This window comes from Ensifer sp. LBL, assembly GCF_050435225.1.
Classification (GTDB): domain Bacteria; phylum Pseudomonadota; class Alphaproteobacteria; order Rhizobiales; family Rhizobiaceae; genus Ensifer.
In genome coordinates this window covers 1,239,120-1,257,086 of sequence record NZ_JBNDJY010000001.1, presented here as the reverse complement: position 1 = coordinate 1,257,086, position 17,967 = coordinate 1,239,120, and the positions used below count along the sequence as shown (strand labels likewise).

Genomic DNA, 17,967 nt, shown 5'->3' with positions numbered 1-17,967 from the left:
CGAAATCGAAGCGCTGGGGGCGATGATGGTCGAGAAGATGGCGGTAGAACTGGATCAGGTCGACCGGCGGATCATCCGCCTTCTGGTGGAGGATGCATCGCTCAGCAACAACGCGCTTGCGGCGCGGGTCGGCCTTTCGCCGGCGCCGCTGTCGCGCCGCCTTGCCCGGCTCTATGCGGCCGGCGTCATCCGCCAAACGGTGGTCGTCGATCCGAAGGCAGCGGGCATCGGCTTCCAGGCCTTTGTCGAGGTGACGCTGGAGCGCACCGCAAGCAAGGTCGGCCAGCGCTTCATCGAGCTGGTGTCGCGCATGCCGGAGGTGGTGGAATGCCACACGGTCGCCGGCGATTTCGACTTTCTTCTGAAGATCGCGGTGCGCGACGTCGCCGATTACAAGCGCCTGCTCTGGAGCGAATTCGAGCAGATCGCCGAGATCAAGACCTTGCGCTCGACCATCCTGCTCGACAGCCCAAAGATGACGGCCGCCACGGGGGCGTGACGGCCGCTTGAACATTCAATGGCGTCCTAGGCTTCGAGCGACCCGGGTTTGCGCACGGCGCTCGACGGCGCAGCGCATGCGATCTTCATCAGGTCCGAGCGCCGGCGCGCAAGGCGCGTCGAGACGCGGGTGACGATCAGCCCGTCCTGCGGCGCGCGAACTTCGAGGGCACCATCCGCCTGGCCGGGGCGCGTAAGGATCGTTGCGAGCAGGTCGCCGGCCTTCACGCTCTCGCCGATATCCCGGTGGAACAGGATGGCGCCGGCCTCAGGCGCCCGGATCATTTCGATGTTGTCGAGCGGCGCGACGATGCCGGCGAAGGGTGCGATCGTTTCTTCGTCACCGGTCACGACGCCGCGGGCGACGAGGAAGCGGAAGACGCCTTCGGCATCCTTGCGGGCAAGTTCCGGATAGACGTCGCGCGTGCCGCGAAGCTCGACCGTCACCGAGAGGCGTCCCGGCAGGCGCGTCTTCTTCTGCCCGGTTTCATATTTCCAGGCATAGGCGACAGCCTCTTCGAAGGCGGAGCTTTCGCCGTCCGAAAGGAACACCGCTTCCATGTCGAGGGCCGAGGCGAGGTCGCCGGCTTCCGGCCAGAAGGCGTCGTCGATATAGGCGTATTGCAGCGCCTCGTCGTCGCAATGAAGATCCAGCATCAGGTCGGCGCCGAGCGCCATATGCAGCAGCTGCCGTTTCAGCCGGTCCGTTGCGGAGTAACGGTCGAGATCGTCGATCAGCCGGTCACGGTCGCCGAGCGCAATCAACGGGAAATCTCGGTTGAAATTGGTGCGCGATCCCAGTTCGAAGCGGCCCTGCAACTCGCCGAAATGCGACTGCGCGGCTCCGATCGGGTTTGCCTGGGGTACGACGGTGATGTCGCCGAGGATGGCGCCGTCCTTCTCCGCCTGCTGCAGCCGCTGCAGCAGGAAATGCGCAAGGGCAGTGCCCGGCAGCTCGTTGGCGTGCAACGCAGCCTGGATGTAGGTCTTGGGTGCGGCGGCTGTCCTGCCCTTGAAACGGAAGACCGGCAGGCGCCATTCGATGCCGGGCGTATCGCCGGCGATGATGATTTCGGAAACGTCCATGGGCTCCTCCCGTATCGTATGCTGGTGGCGCTTATCGGCATTCCGGCGGCGCTCCGCAAGTCGCTAAAACAGGGGTGCGATTTCGGGTTGCGCCGATGGCGCTTTGCCTTTGACATGGAGGGCCGGCCTATTGTTCCTTGAACCGTCACCACAGGCAGGAAACCGCAAGATGATCCTCATCGGCCAATACGACTCCCCCTTCGTGCGACGCGTGGGCATCGCGCTCAGCCTCTACGACATTCCGTTCGAACACCGTCCGTGGTCGTCCTTCGGCAATGCCGACGAGCTTCGCGCCTACAATCCGTTGACGCGCGTGCCGACGCTGGTGCTGGACGATGGGACGGTGCTTGCCGACAGCCATATCATCCTCGATTATCTCGACAGTCTCGTCTCCGACGACCGGGTCCTGTTCCCGCGGACGGAACCGGCGCGGCATCGGGCGCTGAGGATCGCCACGCTTGCGACCGGTCTCGGCGACAAGGCAGTCAGCCTCTTCTACGAGAAAAGGCTGCACGGCGCGGTCTCGGCGCTCTGGGTCGACCGCTGCCGTCGCCAGATCGAAGAGACGCTTCAGGTTCTCGAAACGAGCCGCGCGGAAGGCACGGTCGCCTACTGGTTCGGCGAGCGCATCGGCCATGCGGATATTGCCGTTGGGGCCGTGTTGCGCTTCCTCAAGGAGGTGCATCCCGATCTGGTCACGATGGGGCGCTATCCGTGCCTGCAGGCGCATGCAGACATGCTTGAAGCGCTTCCGGTGTTCCAGGCGATCAGCCAGCCCTTCATCCCGCCGGCATAGGGGCCGGCTTCTCGTCGAAGCCGGGCCACCACATCACCAAGGCGTGATTGCCCGGCTACCTTCGGCCCGGTGCAATTTCCATCATCCGGTCACAAACGCGGCAGATTCTCGTGGCGAGGCTGGCGTTCAGGAGCCTCTTGGGCGTTTGATGCCTCTGGCAAAGGGGAATTTCCATGAAAATCACCCGCATTGCAGCCCTCACCGTTCTCTCGCTTTCTCCCTTCTTTTTTTCATCCGGTGCACACGCTCTGAGCATGAGCGAGTGCAGCGCGAAGTATAAGTCGGCGCAGGCTGCCGGTTCGCTCAATGGCATGAAGTGGAACGATTTCCGAAAAGCCCAGTGTGGCACGGAAGCTGCCGCCAAGCCGACCGCCATGACCAATGAAGAGCCCACGGCAAGCAACACGGAAAGTGCTCCGGAACCGGCCGCGACGACGGCCAAGGCGCCGAAGGGCGTGGTCTTCCCGAGCAAGGTCGATGCGAAATATTCTACGGAAACAGCCGGCAAGGCGCGCATGCGCACATGCCTCGACCAGTACAACGCCGACAAGGCGAACAATTCATTGAACGGCCTCACCTGGATCAAGAAGGGTGGCGGCTACTACAGCATCTGCAACACGCAATTGAAGCATTCCTGATCTCAGGCCGTCCCGGCATTCGGCATTTCGAGCCGCTGCCGCTCGATGCTGTCTCGCGGTGACCTGCCTTTGGCTGCGGCAACCCGTAAGCCGCCAAAGGCAGGTCATGGCACCGCGGGCGCTTTAGCGCGCCGGCAGCAGCGGCCAGCGGGCGAGGATCTTCGCGGAGCCCATCCCCTTGCGCGCATGGATCAGAACGAGTTTGCGCGCCACCCAAGAGACCGGTTCTGAAACGCGGATCTCCGGCGCGACCCGATCGTTCCGGTAGAGCGTCATGTGAGGGATTGCCGCGAGCGGGCGTTTGAGCGCCCCGATTTGCCGGACCAGCGCGCTGAAGCCCGGTGCGGCGTCGCGCGTCGTCAGGGCGCGCGGCCGGTCGCGGCCATTGCCGTTGCTGACCAGCCTGTCGAGCCGGATCTCGACCGGTGGCACGTCGATGCGCGCACCCTGCCGCAGCGCATCCGCGACCGCGAAGTCGGGCATGCCGCGGCCCTGCCAGCGCTTGTCGACGGAGACGTGCAGGCGATCGGGCCGGTAGATGAAGCCGTCCGCCGCCTGGTCGGCGAAATCCCTTTCGGCGATTGCCAGCGCCTGCGTGGCGGCGGGCTCGTCCGGAAGCAGCGCGAAGTAAAGGATGTCGGTTGCCGGGGCCGGCTGGGGACCACCGAGATCGAATGCGAATTGGTTCGACGACACGGCATCCTCCACCGCCCGGGCGCGCGCCACGACATGTGGCCTCAAAGGCAGATGGGGATGCCGGCCGACAATGCCAAGGACATCCGGTGGGCAAGGGAAGACTTCGCCCGTTGGCTGAGACTCCTGCTTCGCTATTCCGTCGGCATCCGGCTAAATTTCTGCAGGTCCGGATCGAGACGGTCCCAGGCAAGGCCGCGCACGGCATAGGTCACCGCCTGCGGTCTGTAGCGGTTGGGCTCGTCGAGGCTTGCCGCGCGAACGCTGAAGAACTCCGGCATGGCCGAGAAGGTCATGTAGACCGGCGAGCCGCAGGTGGGGCAGAAGCCGCGCGTCTTCACATGGCCGCTGTCGGCGACCATGTCCCAATGCGAGGCCTGGCCTTCGAGCTTCACGCCCTCGCGGCGGAACGTCATATGCGATCCGTGCCCGGTCCCGCTTTCGTGCTGGCAGTCGCGGCACTGGCAGTCGTTGGAAAAGACCGGTTCACTCGAGATCTCGTAGCGGATCGCGCCGCAGGCGCATCCGCCGATATAGGACTTGCTCATGCATTCCTCCTGTTGCGGGCACGGCAAAGCCGGCGCGCGGCCGTACAGGCGCGCGCCGATCGAACGCTTTGCCTATCGAGGTGGGTGCGGTGCCGGATCGCTTCGGCGATCCGCCCGGGCTTCAATGCTGTTCGTCGGTAACGGTGCCGAGGCGCGACAGGACCTTCGGCCAGCCGTTGCTCATGTTGGCGTATGCGCTGTCGTTCTTCGGCGTGACGAAGCCGGAATGAACGAGCCGGAGGCGGGTGCCGTTGTCGACCTTTGTCAGCGTCCAGGTGACGACCGTATCGAGGCGCGAGCCGTAGCCGCTATTGCCCTCGTCGCCGCCTTTCCAGGAGTAGACGAAACGCTCATGCGGGCGCACCTCCAGCACCTGGCAACGGATGGTGCCATCCCACGCGCCGGCCGGCGTCGTCTGGAAAGTGAAATGGGTGCCTTCCACCGGTCGGAAGCCCGCCGGCGGCATGATCCAGCGGCCCATCAATTCGCCGTTGGTCAGCGTCCTCCAGATCGTCTCAGGCGTATGCGGAAAGACCTCGTCGACGACGATATCCTGGGTCTCGAGTTTCAAGGCTGCTGCGTCGGTCATGGATCGATCTCCTTGAGAAGGGTGCGCAGATTGGCGAAGCGGTCGCGCCAGAAGCTGCCGTAGTGGCTCATCCAGTCGACGAGCGGCGCCAGGCCCTCGGGCTCGGCGCGGTAGTAGACGTTGCGGCCCTCTGGACGCTCGGCGACGAGGCCCGCCTGCTTCAGCGATTTGAGGTGCTGCGATATCGCGCCCTGCGTCACGCCGCTGCCGCGCGTCAGCTCGACCACGGTGATTTCGTCGGCATTGGCGATGCGCTCGAACACGGCGCGCCTCGTCGGATCGGCGAGGGCGCGCATGACGGCGGTAACGGGGGCGGTTTCGATCATCATGAATAAACGAATAGCAGATGCTAATTGATTAGTCAATGCTATTGATTTTGACGCCAGTGCAGAAAGAAAAGGCACGCTCGAGGCGAGCCTTTCTGTCGCTTTGATCCCCGGAGCGGATTGCCTCAATGCGGGCTCGCCGTCGGGCGCACGATGATCTCACTGACGTCGACGTCATCGGGCTGGCCGATGGCGTAGGCGATCGACGATGCAACGGCGTCGGGACTGATGCAGACGGCCCGCCATTCCTTCATCGCCTCGCGCGCGCTGGGGTCGCTGATCGTATCGGCGAGCTCGGAGGTCGTTGTTCCGGGCGAGATGACGGTAACGCGGATGCGATCGGTCTCCTGCCTCAGGCCGTCCGAGATCGCCCGGACGGCGTACTTGGTGGCGCAATAGACGGCGGCCGTCGGCGACACCGAATGGCCACCGATCGAGGAGATGTTGATGATCTGCCCGGATCCTTGCGCACGCATGATCGGCAGGGCCGCGGCAATGCCGTAGAGCACGCCCTTGATGTTCACGTCGACCATGCGGTCCCACTCGTCGACCTTGAGCGCGGCCAGCGGTGACAGCGGCATCACGCCGGCATTGTTGACGATGGCGTCGAGGCGCCCGAATTCGGCCTGGGCAAAGCGGGCGAAGGCGGCAACGTCGTCGCGGTCGGTAACGTCGAGCACGCGAAAGCGGACCTCGCCGCCGGCAGCGGTGATTTCGTCGGCGATGCGCGCCAGCCGGTCGGCTCGGCGCGCACCGATCACCACCTTGGCGCCGGCTGCAGCCAGCCTCTTGGCGGCGGCTTCGCCGATGCCGCTGCTTGCGCCGGTGATGGCCACGACTTTTCCCTGAACATTCTCCATGGATATCGCCTTTCGAGAGGTCCGTTTCTGATTGGCTCGGGTGCTGATGCCCCTGAGTTGATGAGACTGAGGATAGAAAAGGCGATCCGCTCGATCGAGCGGCCAATCGAGGATGACGTGGTCAGAAGTTCTAACCAATGATGGCGACGGTGGAGCAGGGTTCCGCGCGGATTGGTCGTTAGGCTGACCCTGGAGACAAGCGAAAGGGCGAAGCTTCGCACTTCGCCCCCATTTCTGTCGCTGTCCGTTGAGGCCGCTTATTCGCTCGCCTGCGCGGCCTGCTCGATGATCGCGGCCACCGCCTCGGGCTTGGAGACGTAGATGGCGTGGCTGCCGGATGTCTCGACCACGGTGGAACCCGCCCGCTTTGCCATCTGGCGCTGGGCGGCCGGCGGGATCATGTGGTCGTCGGTCGCGACCAGGTAGAAGCTCGGCTTTTCCTTCCACGCCGGGGCGGTGACGGCGCCGGTTGTCGCTTCAATGCCCCACGGTACCTGGGAGTCGGCCATGAAGGCCGCAAGCTCAGGATCGACATCGGCCGCGAAGGCAGCAGCGAACTTTTGCTTGTCGAGCGAGAGGAAGCCATCGACCGGCGGCAGGATCGGCGGAACGGCCGCGCCGGCCGGCGGGTTGGCAATGAGCGAGGAAACGGACTCGCCCTTATCCGGCGCGAAGGCGGCAATGTAGACGACAGACTTCACCTTCTCATCGGTGCCGGCTTCCGAAACGACCACGCCGCCATAGGAGTGGCCGACGAGCACGACCTGTCCGTCCTGCGCGGCGATCGCACGCTTGGTGGCCGCAACGTCGCCGGCAAGCGTCACAGTCGGGTTCTGGACGATGGTGACGTTGTAGCCGTCCTTCTTCAGGATGTTGTAGACGCCCTGCCAGCCGGAGCCGTCGGCAAAGGCGCCGTGAACGAGTACGACATTCTTGGTGGCGGGGGCTGCGTGGGCCGGTGTCAGCGCGCTTGCGGAGAGGGCGAAAGCGGCGGCGGTGATCAGGGACTTGAGCATTTCGGGTCTCCTTCGTTGAGTCGTTTCCGCGACATTAATTATCGCGATAAATATCGTATACGGCGACTCGGTTTTCTTGTAAAGATATTAATTATCGCGATATCTATTTTCGCGGCGAAAGGCCGCAAGCGCCGCAAGGAGGCTGGAATGCCCGACGACCCGACAACGCTGCCGCTCGACAGCCAGCTCTGTTTCTCGATCTACTCGGCGTCGATCGCCATCAACCGCGTCTACAAGCCGATGCTCGATGCACTCGGCGTGACCTATACGCAGTATCTCGTCCTGAGCACGCTTTGGGAAAGGGATGGACTGACGATTTCGGCGATCGCCGATCGGCTGGGTCTGGAATCGAGCACCATCACGCCGGCCGTGAAGCGCCTCGAAGCCGCCGGCTTCCTGGGTCGGCATCGCAGCGTCACGGACGAGCGGCAGGTCGAGGTCCATCTCACCGGGAAAGGGCGCGGCCTGCACGTGAAGACCGGTTGCCTGACCGATGCGCTCCTGGAAAATTCCGGCTTCACGGTACCGGAAATGATAGACCTCAACGAACGGGTCCGGAAACTGCGCGATGGCATGCGCGAGGCTGCCAAATAGCGGCGCTCGTGTCTCCGCTTCACGAAGGACGAAAGGCCGGCGGCCCACGTTTTACCGCAGCCTGCCGATGGGTATGATCTCGGGCGCGGACACTTCGAGCGGCCTGCCGTCCCAGCCACCAAGCCAGGTTTCAACGACCAACCCGCTTTGTCGATCATCGCGACGAGATCCTCATGGGGCGGGAAGGCGATTTTCGACCGGGCCTCGTAAAGGCGCCCGTCCGATGCAGCCCGGTAGAAGGTGCCATATTCCACAACACCCGTTGCCGGATCATGGTCGACGTCGTTCCAGGCGAGAACCTGACCGATGGTCGGATGAACGATGTCCCGTTCGGATTCAGTCGGCGTCCATTCCCGCCACCAACATCGGACCGAGCTTGACCAAAAAGTTACCGTTAATGTTGTAAGTTATGCGCGGAGAACAACTAAAAAAAGAGGCGCAATGTCAGTACTTTACAAATTTGTGGGCAGCCAAGCAGCCGCCCGAGCCATAGCTAGCGGATCTTTAAAGTTTGCAAAGATCGACGAACTGAATGATCCATCAGAACTCGTGCCTCATATGAACCGAGAAGCAGTCCGCGCGTCGCTCGTTCGGGTACGGGGAACAGGTTATACGCCAGAGCAATTTGAATGGCTGGGGTGCCAGGAAGCGGTGCTTCGTCTGCTTTCGCCGGAAACCCTGTTACTATCGCGCCCAAGAACTATTGAGCAAGCTAATAGAACTCTTGCGTCCCCGATTTATGACGACTTAGATTTCATGGAAACGCAGCTCCTGAAGACGATCTCGCTCATCCGTTCTCGAGTTGGTGTGCTCTCATTGACTGAAAGGTTTGATTCACTTCCAATGTGGGCGCACTACGGCGCCTTGGCCAAAGGCTATGTCGTGCAATTTGAACGCCTTGATCGCGAATTTCCGAAAAATCAAACCGGCAGCTTGAACTCTCTGAAGCCGGTGGCCTACGTGGATGATCTCTTGGGAATGACACATGATCCCAGCACTCAGGACAATCTCTTCTTTTGCAAGTTTCGGGACTGGAGCTACGAACGCGAGTGGCGAATTGTGAGTGCTTTGTCATCCTGCACACAAAGTGCGGATGGCAAGATGCATCTGAGATCAATAAATCCATCGACGGTCACCGGAGTCATCTGTGGATGGAGCGTTGCTCGAGAAGAGGTAAGTTCTCTCGCTGCCGACCTGTCCTCCATTAATCCCGATCTGAAAGTGAGCGTTGCTTCTTACTGTAGGGGCCATGTGGGCTTGACGCCCGCGTAGTTGGCGGAGCACTACCGTTAGGCCAACCTGCTAGCGGTAGTGCTCTGTGTAAGATTTCAATCTCGTGCGCGTATCCCGAGCACTTACTCCCACTCGATCGTGCCCGGCGGCTTCGAGGTGACGTCGTAGACGACGCGGTTGATGCCGCGGACCTCGTTGATGATGCGCGTCGCCGCGCGACCGAGGAATTCCATGTCGTAGTGGTAGAAGTCGGCGGTCATGCCGTCGACCGAGGTGACGGCGCGAAGCGCACAGACGAACTCGTAGGTGCGGCCATCGCCCATGACACCGACGGTCTGCACCGGAAGCAGCACGGCAAAGGCCTGCCAGATGGCGTCGTAGAGACCGGCCTTGCGGATCTCGTCGAGATAGATCGCATCGGCTTCGCGGAGAATCTCGAGCTTCTCGCGGCTGATGCCGCCCGGGCAGCGGATGGCAAGGCCCGGACCCGGGAAGGGGTGACGGCCGATGAAGCTGTCGGGCAGGCCGAGTTCGCGGCCAAGCACGCGGACTTCGTCCTTGAAAAGTTCGCGCAGCGGCTCGACCAGCTGCATGTTCATGCGTTCCGGCAGGCCACCGACATTGTGGTGCGACTTGATCGTCACCGACGGGCCGCCGGTGAACGAGACGCTTTCGATCACGTCGGGATAGAGCGTGCCCTGGGCGAGGAAATCCGCGCCGCCAAGCTTCTTTGCCTCTTCCTCGAACACTTCGATGAACAGGCGGCCGATGATCTTGCGCTTGGTCTCCGGATCGCTCTGGCCTTCCAGTTCGCCGATGAAGCGGTCGGATGCGTCGACGTGCAGGAGGTGCAGGTTGTAGTGCTCCTCGAACATCGCGACGACGTTCTTCGCCTCGTCCTTGCGCATCAGGCCGTGGTCGACGAGGATGCAGGTCAGCTGGTCGCCGACAGCCTCATGTATCAGGAGCGCTGCGACCGAGCTGTCGACGCCGCCCGAGAGCGCGCAGATGACCTTCTTGTCGCCAACCTGCTTGCGGATCGCTTCGACCGCCTTGGCGCGGTAGGCCGACATCGACCAGTCGCCCTTGATGCCGGCAATCTTGTGCACGAAGTTGGAAATCAGCTTGGCGCCGTCGGGCGTGTGCACCACTTCCGGATGGAACTGCACGGCGTAGTACTTGCGCTTTTCGTCGGCGATGAAGGCGAAAGGCGCATTGGCGGAGGTCGCGACGACCTCGAAGCCCTCCGGGATCGCGGTGACGCGGTCGCCGTGCGACATCCAGACCTGGTGGCGCGAGCCGACCGACCAGAGGCCTTCGAACAGCGGGCAGTCCTTCTCGACTTCGAGGAAGGCGCGGCCGAATTCGCGGTGATGGCCGCTCTCGACCTTGCCGCCGAGCTGTGCGCAGATGGTCTGCTGGCCATAGCAGATGCCGAACACCGGCAGACCGGAATCGAAGATCACCGAGGGCGCACGCGGCGAGCCGATGTCGAGCGTCGAGGCCGGGCTACCGGAGAGGATGACGGCCTTCGGCTTCAGCCGCTGAAAACCTTCTTCGGCCGACTGAAACGGCACGATTTCGCAATAGACACCGGATTCGCGGACGCGTCGGGCGATGAGCTGCGTCACCTGGCTGCCGAAGTCGACGATGAGGACGGTGTCGGGATGGGCTGTCTGGGTCATTGGGTGCCTTCAAACAAGCTTGATCATGGCGAGCCTTTAATGAAAGCCCGCCATCGACGCAACGATTCAATTGCACCCGGACAATTCCGGGGTTTTAGAGTGGGATCGCGCCACTCAAGACCGCATTCTCCAACCGGTCGATCACGCTTGCAAGCTTCTCGTCGATGACGTGAAGATACTCCGTCCAGTCGTTGACATGCTTCAGTTCGGCCTTGCCATCGGAAATGCCGCGAAGCGCAACCAAGGGAATTCCGAAGGACTGGCAGGCGCGTAAGACCGCGAAGGTCTCCATCTCCACCATGTCGGCGTCGATCCCATCATAGGCAGCGCCCGAAACGATGTTGGCGCCAGTCGAAAGCCGCGCCTCGGGCACGCCGGGGATGCGCAGTTGCAGCGGCACTACGGCCGGAAGATCGAGAAACGGCGTTCTCCCCTTCTCGAAGCCGAGCGGCGAGGCGTCCATGTCGCGGTAGCCGACGGAAACCGCCTGGTAGACTTCCGTCTGTTCGAGCTTGGCCGCACCCGCCGAACCGAGGGAAACGACGAGATCGGGCAGGGCCCGCTCGGCCGAAAGTTCACCAAGCGTGCGCGTCAACACGACGGCCGCCTCGACCGGGCCGACGCCGGTCATCAACGGCTTGATCCGGCGCTTCAGATGCGGACCGTATTCGGCATCCACGGCCATGACGTAGAGCACCTTGCGTCCGGCAACGTCCTTGACGGCAAAACTCATCCTTCGATCCCTTCGCGTCCGCGCACCACCATCATCGTTCCGGTCATCGAGGCGATCAGCTTTGCCGGTCCGTCGGAGCGGATCGCATAGCCGCGGCCGTCGGAAACGATGATCGTCGAGCCGGGCTTGGTCACCTCGCCGCGGAACAGGAACCGCTCGCCGCGTCCGGGCGAAAGCAGGTTGACCTTGAACTCGATCGTCAGGATCGAGGCATCCGGGTCGATCACTGAATAGGCCGCATAGGTGCCGGCCGAATCCAGCGCTGCGGAGATCACGCCGGCGTGCAGGAAGCCATGCTGCTGCGTCAGCTTGTCGTCGAAGGGCAGCTCGATTTCGACCGTGCCCTGCTCGACCAGTGTCAGTTCGGCGCCGATCGTGCGCATCGCCGCCTGCCGCGCAAAACTGTTGCGGATGCGGTTTCGGAAATCGGGGGGATCACGGTCGTCCATCAGTCCATGGGCCTTTGTGTCGCGCGGCATCATTATGCTGGGCGGACAGTGGCACGCTCATGAAGGTCCGACAAGTTCAATTCATGAGCAAAATCGCGCTGTTGAGTGCGGTCGCAAACGCAACCCAGGCGAGATAGGGGAGGAACAGCAGGGCCGAAAGACGGTCTCTTTGCCAGCTTGCGATGACGAAGCCGGCGACCGCGATCACGAGCGCAAGGATGACGATCAACGCCGACGAGATGTCCTGCATGCCGAAGAACAGCGGCGACCAGAGGAAGTTGAGGATCATCTGCGCCAGCCACAGGCGCATGGCGGCGGTACGGCGATGGTCGAGAAAGATCCTGGCGCCGGCGATGCCGATCATCACGTAGAGGATCGACCAGACAGGCGCGAAGACCCAGTTCGGCGGATTGAAGGCGGGTTTTGCCAGCGACTGGTACCATTCGCCGGGGATGTTGTTGTAGCCGATGAGAAGGCCGAGGCCGAGAACGGCGGCGATGAAGATTGTGTAAACGATCGGTCTGTTCATGGCTTCGACAGATAGAACAAACTTTGACGCTTTCCAGCGGCCTTGCCGTTTTGAAGCCGTGATGTGTCACCTATATCATCGCCATGAAGAGCTTCAGACGCATCGACATCCGCCCGGCCGGCCCGGATGATATCATGATGATCGCCTCCGTCATCGTCGAAACCTGGCGATCGACGTTCCGCGGGCTGATTTCCGATGCCTTTCTCGACGGCATGAGCATCGAGGAACAGGCGCTGCGTCACGCAAGGCGCATGCGCATCGCCGATGTGTTCCATCTGGTCGCGGTCGACATGAGCACGAACAGGGTGATCGGCTTTGCCAATTACGGCAAGGCGCGCTCGATGCCGCCGCGGTTCGACCGGGAGCTCTATGCGCTCTATATCCTCAAGGAATTCCAGGGGGCCGGCATCGGCTCGGCACTGGTGCGCAGCGTCGCCGGCCACTGCCGGGAGTTGGGCGGAAAGTCGCTCTTTGCCTGGGTGCTTTCCAGCAACCCGAGCCGGGGTTTCTACGAGCGCCTCGGCGCCGTTGCCGTCGGCCAGGGACAAGTGAGCCTCGGTGGCGAAAACCATGACCAGACCGCCTATCGCTGGAACGATCTGGCAAAGCTCTCGGGCGACGGCCGCTTTTCGGCCTGAGATCGCGTTAGTGCTAAACCAGCCGCACGATGTGCTGGTCCCAGGCCACGCGGCTCCTGTTGGCCTTGAAGTGGCCGTCATAGGAGGAAACGGCAAAGCCGTGATCGGCGCTGGCGACCCCCGCCGCATCGACGACGCGCTCTTGCTTCAGCACCGCGCCGGTTCGTGCGTCGAGCGTCACCGCCACGCCGCCCTTCGGAGACGTCAGCCCGATCAGTCCCTCGTTCCGGTTGACGGCGATCGCGCCGACATAGTTCGCCAGCGCTTCGGTCGTGCGCTCGGGCAGCGACAGGAACTTCAGGTCCTCTCCCTGGGAAAACGAGCCGACGAGCGGCGGCAGATCGTTGCGCGCGCCTTCGTATTGGCAGGCAAACCAGATTTCGCCCTTCGGACCGATGTCGACATGGCGGGTCGACAGGCGGCTCAAGTCGTCAGGCAGTCCGTGCTTCTGGATCAGCGCACCAGTCCTGGTATCCACCAGCGTCAGGCTTGGTTCCATATGGTCGAGGTTGAGCTTGGTGCGGCCGAAATCCGGGTGGGTCTCGATGCCGCCATTGGCGATCGCCAGCAGCTTCCCGCTGGCGCTCAGCGTCATGTCGTGCGGGCCGATGCCATAGGTCGGGAATTCGCCGATGCGAGCGAAGTTATCGCTGCCGTCATAGATACCGACCATGCCGCGGTTGGCGGCAAAGTCGTTCTCGGTGGCATAGAGCAGCTTGCCGTCTCCTGAGAAGCAGCCGTGGCCGTAGAAATGCCGGCCGTCGGCTGCGGCAATCACGATCGGCTCGGCCGTGCCGTCGGTCGCAAGGATCATCGCATAGGTGCCGGGTCTGCGGGCAAAGGCGACGGCGCGGCGGCTGACCGGCGAATAGGCCATGCCGTGGGCCCGGGCCGGTAGCGCCGTGCGGTCGATGATCTCGCCCGCTTCCGTCAGCGTCGCAACGCCATAGCTGCCATCAGGCGCCATGAAGGCCGAGGCGAAGACGGCGTCCGCCCTGGTCAGCGCGAAGGCCCGCTCAGGGGCAAGGCTCGTCACCCAGGCTGCGCCCGCCATCTTCAGGAAACTGCGCCGGTCGATCAGGCCCGTGGCGGCTGTCATGCCATTGTCCCCAGTCATGGAATTTCCGCACAAACGGCGGCTGTGCCGCCGTTTGTCTTGGCACCTTAAACGCTCAGAGCCAGCCCCGGCGCTTGAAGTAGAAATAGGGCACGATCGCCGAGATCACCATCAGCATCAGTGCCGCAGGGTAGCCGAATTCCCACTGCAGTTCCGGCATCACCCCGAAGTTCATGCCGTAGATCGAGGCGACCAGCGTCGGCGGCAGGAAGACGACGGCGGCAACCGAGAAGATCTTGATGATCTGGTTCTGCTCGAGATTGATGAGGCCAAGCGTTGCGTCGAGCAGGAAATTGATCTTGTTCGACAGGAACAGCGCGTGGTCGCCGAGCGACGTCGCGTCCCTTTGGATCAGCTTGATCCGCTGCCGGCTTTCCTTGCCCGCCTTGCGCGGCCCCATGCCTTCGAGCGCCACGTGGTAGGCAACCAGCCGGCCGATACTGACCAGGCTTTCGCGGATGACCGTCAAGAGATCGCCCTTCTGGCCGATCTGCTCGATCAGCGATTGCAGGTCGCGCGTCTTCTTGGTGGCGCTGGCATTGGTCTTGCGGAACACATCCCGCGAAATTCCGTCGACCTCGCTGCCGGCGCGCTCCAGCGCATCCGCCGTACGGTCGATGATCGCCTCAAGCAGCCCGAGCATCACCAGTTCGCCGCTTTCGCAGATCTGGCCGTTGGCCTTCTGAATGCGGTTGGAAAAATTCTGGAACGGCTTCGGGTCCGCGTGGCGCACGGTAACCAGCGTCGTGCCCTTGAGAATGAAGGTCACTGGCACCTTGACCGGATAATCGCTGTCGAGCTTGGCCGCTGCCGTCATCGTCATGAATTCGGCGCCAGCCTCCTGGTAGAGCCGGTCGGAAAGCTCGATCTCCTGCATCTCGTCGCGGGTCGGGATCTCGATGCCGAGTTGGCCTTCGACGAGCCGCGTTTCCTCGGTCGATGGATTGTAGAGGTCGTACCAGATTGCCGGCGTCGGCAGGGCGATGCCGTCGATCATGTCGACAAGCACGAGGTGGCTGTTCTGGCTTTTGTAGATGCGCAGCATATTGGGCTCCATAGGGCGAGTCATCCGACCGCCTGAAGCCCTGATCAATCAGGACCGGACGGCCGTGAGCGTGAAGGCTCGACTTCGACTGTCGGGGTTCATTGGGAGTTGGTCCTTGTGGTGAAACGTGCCCGCGAGAGCGGACACGGGAAGGGCTTTGCGCCCAAAAGCCGTGATTGTCAACACTCTGGGTTTGAACGGGATGCGGGCGGAAAACCGCACGCATTTTCCTCAGTCGCCGTCGGCAAAGGAGAAGCCGGCGCCAAGCCCGATCGCGCCGCCGAAATCGTTGTTCAGGCGGTTGAGCAGGTCGTTGACGTTAAGCGACAGGAAGGCGAGCTTGCCGCTTTTGCCTTCGTCGGCCAGCGCCGCGTCGATCGGCCCGTCGACATTGCCGGCCATGCTGATCACCGACTTGAAGACGAAGTCGGCCGAACCCGCGACCGAGCGGCTGTCTTCCGGCAGCAGGCTCTGCATGTCGGCCACATCGAACAGGGTCTTCAGCCCCCGAACGTTCGCGGCGATCGACGGCATGGTGTTGCCGGAGCGCCAGTAGATCGCGAGCTTCGGATGTCCCTTGTCGTCCTTGCCCTCGTAGAACGGTTTCAGCCGCTGGTCCTTCACCGTCTCGACGCCATGGACGAGAATGCCGAGCAGTTCGGTTGCCGCCTCGCGGTTGTCGCGGAACTCAGGATTGTCGGGCCCCGGATGTTTCCAGGCCGCCTGAATACCGTCGGGCTTTTGCCACGCGGCCAGGAACTCGTTGGCGATGGTGTCGAGGTTCTTGGTGATCGCCAGGCCGTAGCGGCAGCGGAAATCGCCGTCCTTGTTCAGAAGCGTCTCGGCGCCCGTGCCGTAGAGCACGTATTCGAGCGCGCCGAGGCCTTGCGCTGCGACGCTCTTGCCCTTGAGCCTGGCTTCGTCCGAAGCGCTTTCGTCCTTCTTCGAGACGATCGCCTGCACCTGCTTCAGGCCCGTGCTCTTGCGGTCGGGGTAGAACAGGAACCGCTCGAACCGGTTCTGCTCAAGCGCCGGACCAAGCCTCACCACCTCGATCGCCGACCACGCGCCGACCACCTCGGAAAACGCAGCGCGAGCGCCCTCGACTGTCGCCTGCGACGGCGCCGCGCAGAGCTTGGCCGTGGCCTTTGTAGCGGCAGCGGTCTTTTCCGTGAGGTTGCGGTAGCCGGGGATGATGAAGTCGTCGACGGCCTTGGCCATGACCGTAGGCACGGCCGCCTCGTTGACGACGCGTGGCGAGAGCGCGCTTCCTTCTTGCGCCACTGCGGGGAAAACGGCCGCCAGCGTCAGGGCAAATGCGAGAGTAAGTGTATGCGTGCGGGGCATCAGAGTGACTCCAGGAAGGCAAGGAGATCGCGGCGATCGCCTGCGGCAAGGGCGGCAAAGGCATCACGGGCCTTCTGCCCTTCGCCGCCGTGCCAGAGGATCGCTTCGGTGAAATTGCGGGCGCGTCCGTCGTGCAGCAGGAAAGTGTGCCCACTGACGGTCTTCGTCAAGCCGATGCCCCAAAGCGGCGGCGTGCGCCACTCGCGGCCGGTAGCCACACCCACCTGCTGCCCGTCGGCAAGACCCTCGCCCATGTCGTGCAGCAGGAAATCGGAATAGGGCCAGATCAGCTGGAAGGATTGCGCCTTGCCCACCGCATCGCGGCGGGTAACGAATTTCGGCGTGTGACAGCTGGTGCAGCCGAGATCGTAAAAGACCTTCTTGCCGCGGAGCGTTTCGGCAAAGCTCGCCTTGCGCCGTGCCGGCACGGCGAGGTTCTCCGAGTAGAAGGTCACGAGGTTGAGCACCGGGTCGGGCGCCTCCGTCGGGCCGAGGCGCGCCTGCTCGCCGGTCGGCATGGTCAGGCATTCTTTCTGGGCTGCGGTGCAATCGCCGTGCGGTCGGTCGGCGTCGGGAGACGAGATGCCGATATCGGTGGCGAAGGCATCGGCGCTCTGCTGCCGCACGGTGGCGTTCTGCGCCTTCCAGCCGAAGCGGCCGAGCATGAGCTTGCCGGTCTTGGCATCCCGCGTCAGCGCCGGTCGGCCGCTGATGCCGTCACCATCCCTATCGTCGGGGTCGGCGTTCGCCAGAATATCCGCCTCATGGATCGCCTCGATCAGGCCGAGGCCGATCATCGGCTGCGCCACGCGCGGCGAGAGCGTCGTTGCCGGATCGAGCGGTCCGTAGGCAAGGTCGGCGACGGAATAGCTGGGCCGGCGCAAAGACGCGGCTTCGCCGTCAGGAAAGGTGAAGGGCTCTTCGGCGTAGCTGACCTTCAGATGGCCTTCGGCGGCAAGGCCGGGCACGGCGCTATCCTGAAGCTGGGCACCATAAACAGGGTCGCCGAAGTTCACCACTTCGTGCGCCGCAATCATCCGGCGTTCCTCGTCGTCGCGGGGCGGCCGCGCCAGGCGGAAGAACATCGAGGTCGTATCGACGGCACCCTCCGGCGGACGGCCACGCCCGTCCTTCAGGTGACAGCTCTGGCAGGCGCGGGCGTTGTAGAGCGGGCCGAGCCCGTCCGATGCCTGGGTGGAGGAGGGGGAGGAAACCCAAAGCTTGCGAAAGAGCGCGTTGCCGAGCTTGAAGCCCTCTTCCTCCTGGAAGGTGAGGTTGGCCGAAAACTGCGAAAAGCTGTCGGCATTGACGGGCGCGATCGAGGTCGCAGCACCCCCGGACATGGCCTCGAAGGTTTCCGCCTTGGAGAAATCGGCCGCAGGCCGGGTCACCGCCTGCACGCGCTGGCGGTCCTTGTCGTCGAGATCGGAGCGTTCGGTCAAAAGGCCATCGCCGGCGAAGGCGGGCAGGGCCGTGGAAAGCGCTTGCACGAGAAGAAGCGCGTAAAGGCGGGAAGCGCCGAGTTTCATCTCAGGAGGATCGGGCCG

At 63.1% G+C, this 17,967-nt stretch carries 21 protein-coding genes; 6 read left to right on the top strand and 15 right to left on the bottom strand.

Annotated features, from left to right (window positions below; translation table 11 throughout):
- The first annotated feature begins 22 nt into the window (after positions 1–22).
- Entirely contained in the window at positions 23–499 is a 477-nt protein-coding gene (locus OKW20_RS06125; protein ID WP_429170875.1) for an Lrp/AsnC family transcriptional regulator, read from the top strand.
- Positions 500–525: 26 nt separating this feature from the next.
- Here OKW20_RS06125 and OKW20_RS06120 read toward each other — a convergent pair whose 3' ends face one another.
- Positions 526–1,584, bottom strand: a complete 1,059-nt coding sequence (locus OKW20_RS06120; protein ID WP_429170874.1) for a peptidase M14 — start codon at positions 1,582–1,584, stop codon at positions 526–528.
- A gap of 169 nt (positions 1,585–1,753) precedes the next feature.
- On the opposite strand from OKW20_RS06120, the gene OKW20_RS06115 reads away from it, so the two are divergent.
- Both OKW20_RS06115 and OKW20_RS06110 read left to right on the top strand, forming a co-directional pair.
- Positions 1,754–2,380, top strand: coding sequence for a glutathione S-transferase family protein (locus OKW20_RS06115; protein ID WP_429170872.1), 627 nt, complete (start codon positions 1,754–1,756; stop codon positions 2,378–2,380).
- A gap of 173 nt (positions 2,381–2,553) precedes the next feature.
- Positions 2,554–3,018, top strand: coding sequence for a hypothetical protein (locus OKW20_RS06110; RefSeq protein ID WP_429170870.1), 465 nt, complete (start codon positions 2,554–2,556; stop codon positions 3,016–3,018).
- Positions 3,019–3,141: 123 nt separating this feature from the next.
- On the opposite strand, the gene OKW20_RS06105 is transcribed toward OKW20_RS06110, so the two are convergent.
- The 6 genes from OKW20_RS06105 to OKW20_RS06080 all read right to left on the bottom strand — a co-directional run bounded on the left by OKW20_RS06105 (position 3,142) and on the right by OKW20_RS06080 (position 7,050).
- Positions 3,142–3,744 carry a 2'-5' RNA ligase family protein gene (locus OKW20_RS06105; protein ID WP_429170868.1) on the bottom strand — a complete coding sequence of 201 codons (603 nt, stop codon included), beginning with the start codon at positions 3,742–3,744 and terminating at the stop codon, positions 3,142–3,144.
- 101 nt (positions 3,745–3,845) lie between these two features.
- Positions 3,846–4,259 (bottom strand): GFA family protein, encoded by a 414-nt coding sequence (locus tag OKW20_RS06100; protein ID WP_429170866.1) that lies wholly within the window; start codon positions 4,257–4,259, stop codon positions 3,846–3,848.
- A 121-nt stretch (positions 4,260–4,380) separates the two neighbouring features.
- The gene (locus tag OKW20_RS06095; RefSeq protein ID WP_429112018.1) at positions 4,381–4,848 is read right to left on the bottom strand and encodes an SRPBCC family protein; all 468 of its coding nucleotides are present in this window, start codon (positions 4,846–4,848) and stop codon (positions 4,381–4,383) included.
- Complete coding sequence (locus tag OKW20_RS06090) at positions 4,845–5,174, bottom strand: ArsR/SmtB family transcription factor (protein WP_429171156.1); 330 nt, start codon at positions 5,172–5,174, stop codon at positions 4,845–4,847. The genes OKW20_RS06095 and OKW20_RS06090 overlap by 4 nt, the downstream gene beginning before the upstream one ends.
- Before the next feature lie 125 nt (positions 5,175–5,299).
- The gene (locus tag OKW20_RS06085; protein WP_429112020.1) at positions 5,300–6,034 is read right to left on the bottom strand and encodes an SDR family oxidoreductase; all 735 of its coding nucleotides are present in this window, start codon (positions 6,032–6,034) and stop codon (positions 5,300–5,302) included.
- A 257-nt stretch (positions 6,035–6,291) separates the two neighbouring features.
- Complete coding sequence (locus OKW20_RS06080) at positions 6,292–7,050, bottom strand: alpha/beta hydrolase (protein WP_429170864.1); 759 nt, start codon at positions 7,048–7,050, stop codon at positions 6,292–6,294.
- 147 nt (positions 7,051–7,197) lie between these two features.
- On the opposite strand from OKW20_RS06080, the gene OKW20_RS06075 reads away from it, so the two are divergent.
- Both OKW20_RS06075 and OKW20_RS06070 read left to right on the top strand, forming a co-directional pair.
- Positions 7,198–7,644 carry a MarR family winged helix-turn-helix transcriptional regulator gene (locus OKW20_RS06075; protein WP_429170862.1) on the top strand — a complete coding sequence of 149 codons (447 nt, stop codon included), beginning with the start codon at positions 7,198–7,200 and terminating at the stop codon, positions 7,642–7,644.
- 441 nt (positions 7,645–8,085) lie between these two features.
- Positions 8,086–8,916, top strand: coding sequence for a DUF2971 domain-containing protein (locus OKW20_RS06070; RefSeq protein WP_429170861.1), 831 nt, complete (start codon positions 8,086–8,088; stop codon positions 8,914–8,916).
- A gap of 83 nt (positions 8,917–8,999) precedes the next feature.
- Here OKW20_RS06070 and guaA read toward each other — a convergent pair whose 3' ends face one another.
- The 4 genes from guaA to OKW20_RS06050 all read right to left on the bottom strand — a co-directional run bounded on the left by guaA (position 9,000) and on the right by OKW20_RS06050 (position 12,273).
- A complete protein-coding gene (guaA, locus tag OKW20_RS06065; protein WP_043625848.1) occupies positions 9,000–10,562 on the bottom strand; it encodes a glutamine-hydrolyzing GMP synthase in 1,563 nt (520 codons plus the stop codon).
- Between the two features lie 94 nt (positions 10,563–10,656).
- Positions 10,657–11,295, bottom strand: a complete 639-nt coding sequence (locus OKW20_RS06060; RefSeq protein ID WP_429170859.1) for a 5'-methylthioadenosine/S-adenosylhomocysteine nucleosidase — start codon at positions 11,293–11,295, stop codon at positions 10,657–10,659.
- On the bottom strand, positions 11,292–11,744 hold the full coding sequence (locus OKW20_RS06055; RefSeq protein ID WP_043625842.1) for a PaaI family thioesterase: 453 nt from the start codon (positions 11,742–11,744) through the stop codon (positions 11,292–11,294). Before OKW20_RS06055 ends, OKW20_RS06060 begins: the two co-directional genes overlap by 4 nt.
- 76 nt (positions 11,745–11,820) lie before the next feature.
- On the bottom strand, positions 11,821–12,273 hold the full coding sequence (locus tag OKW20_RS06050; protein ID WP_205237292.1) for a TspO/MBR family protein: 453 nt from the start codon (positions 12,271–12,273) through the stop codon (positions 11,821–11,823).
- Between the two features lie 83 nt (positions 12,274–12,356).
- Here OKW20_RS06050 and OKW20_RS06045 point away from each other — a divergent pair, with 83 nt between their 5' ends.
- A complete protein-coding gene (locus tag OKW20_RS06045; RefSeq protein WP_043625836.1) occupies positions 12,357–12,911 on the top strand; it encodes a GNAT family N-acetyltransferase in 555 nt (184 codons plus the stop codon).
- 13 nt (positions 12,912–12,924) lie between these two features.
- Here the strand turns inward: OKW20_RS06045 and OKW20_RS06040 are convergent, their stop codons facing one another.
- From OKW20_RS06040 to OKW20_RS06025, 4 genes are all read right to left on the bottom strand, one after another.
- Positions 12,925–14,010 carry a DUF1513 domain-containing protein gene (locus OKW20_RS06040; protein WP_429170857.1) on the bottom strand — a complete coding sequence of 362 codons (1,086 nt, stop codon included), beginning with the start codon at positions 14,008–14,010 and terminating at the stop codon, positions 12,925–12,927.
- Between the two features lie 73 nt (positions 14,011–14,083).
- Positions 14,084–15,073 (bottom strand): magnesium transporter CorA family protein, encoded by a 990-nt coding sequence (locus OKW20_RS06035; RefSeq protein ID WP_043625893.1) that lies wholly within the window; start codon positions 15,071–15,073, stop codon positions 14,084–14,086.
- Positions 15,074–15,304: 231 nt separating this feature from the next.
- Positions 15,305–16,420 carry an imelysin family protein gene (locus OKW20_RS06030; RefSeq protein ID WP_429170854.1) on the bottom strand — a complete coding sequence of 372 codons (1,116 nt, stop codon included), beginning with the start codon at positions 16,418–16,420 and terminating at the stop codon, positions 15,305–15,307.
- Positions 16,420–17,949, bottom strand: coding sequence for a di-heme oxidoredictase family protein (locus OKW20_RS06025; protein WP_429170853.1), 1,530 nt, complete (start codon positions 17,947–17,949; stop codon positions 16,420–16,422). The genes OKW20_RS06030 and OKW20_RS06025 overlap by 1 nt, the downstream gene beginning before the upstream one ends.
- Between the last annotated feature and the right edge of the window lie 18 nt (positions 17,950–17,967).

Excerpts from the sequence above, each read along its gene's own strand:
- OKW20_RS06125 (WP_429170875.1), top strand. The coding sequence starts at position 23 with ATGATGGTCGAGAAGATGGCGGTAGAACTGGATCAGGTCGACCGGCGG.
- OKW20_RS06120 (WP_429170874.1), bottom strand. The coding sequence starts at position 1,584 with ATGGACGTTTCCGAAATCATCATCGCCGGCGATACGCCCGGCATCGAA.
- OKW20_RS06115 (WP_429170872.1), top strand. The coding sequence starts at position 1,754 with ATGATCCTCATCGGCCAATACGACTCCCCCTTCGTGCGACGCGTGGGC.
- OKW20_RS06110 (WP_429170870.1), top strand. The coding sequence starts at position 2,554 with ATGAAAATCACCCGCATTGCAGCCCTCACCGTTCTCTCGCTTTCTCCC.
- OKW20_RS06100 (WP_429170866.1), bottom strand. The coding sequence starts at position 4,259 with ATGAGCAAGTCCTATATCGGCGGATGCGCCTGCGGCGCGATCCGCTAC.
- OKW20_RS06095 (WP_429112018.1), bottom strand. The coding sequence starts at position 4,848 with ATGACCGACGCAGCAGCCTTGAAACTCGAGACCCAGGATATCGTCGTC.
- OKW20_RS06090 (WP_429171156.1), bottom strand. The coding sequence starts at position 5,174 with ATGATCGAAACCGCCCCCGTTACCGCCGTCATGCGCGCCCTCGCCGAT.
- OKW20_RS06085 (WP_429112020.1), bottom strand. The coding sequence starts at position 6,034 with ATGGAGAATGTTCAGGGAAAAGTCGTGGCCATCACCGGCGCAAGCAGC.
- OKW20_RS06080 (WP_429170864.1), bottom strand. The coding sequence starts at position 7,050 with ATGCTCAAGTCCCTGATCACCGCCGCCGCTTTCGCCCTCTCCGCAAGC.
- OKW20_RS06075 (WP_429170862.1), top strand. The coding sequence starts at position 7,198 with ATGCCCGACGACCCGACAACGCTGCCGCTCGACAGCCAGCTCTGTTTC.
- OKW20_RS06070 (WP_429170861.1), top strand. The coding sequence starts at position 8,086 with ATGTCAGTACTTTACAAATTTGTGGGCAGCCAAGCAGCCGCCCGAGCC.
- guaA (WP_043625848.1), bottom strand. The coding sequence starts at position 10,562 with ATGACCCAGACAGCCCATCCCGACACCGTCCTCATCGTCGACTTCGGC.
- OKW20_RS06060 (WP_429170859.1), bottom strand. The coding sequence starts at position 11,295 with ATGAGTTTTGCCGTCAAGGACGTTGCCGGACGCAAGGTGCTCTACGTC.
- OKW20_RS06055 (WP_043625842.1), bottom strand. The coding sequence starts at position 11,744 with ATGGACGACCGTGATCCCCCCGATTTCCGAAACCGCATCCGCAACAGT.
- OKW20_RS06050 (WP_205237292.1), bottom strand. The coding sequence starts at position 12,273 with ATGAACAGACCGATCGTTTACACAATCTTCATCGCCGCCGTTCTCGGC.
- OKW20_RS06045 (WP_043625836.1), top strand. The coding sequence starts at position 12,357 with ATGAAGAGCTTCAGACGCATCGACATCCGCCCGGCCGGCCCGGATGAT.
- OKW20_RS06040 (WP_429170857.1), bottom strand. The coding sequence starts at position 14,010 with ATGACAGCCGCCACGGGCCTGATCGACCGGCGCAGTTTCCTGAAGATG.
- OKW20_RS06035 (WP_043625893.1), bottom strand. The coding sequence starts at position 15,073 with ATGCTGCGCATCTACAAAAGCCAGAACAGCCACCTCGTGCTTGTCGAC.
- OKW20_RS06030 (WP_429170854.1), bottom strand. The coding sequence starts at position 16,420 with ATGCCCCGCACGCATACACTTACTCTCGCATTTGCCCTGACGCTGGCG.
- OKW20_RS06025 (WP_429170853.1), bottom strand. The coding sequence starts at position 17,949 with ATGAAACTCGGCGCTTCCCGCCTTTACGCGCTTCTTCTCGTGCAAGCG.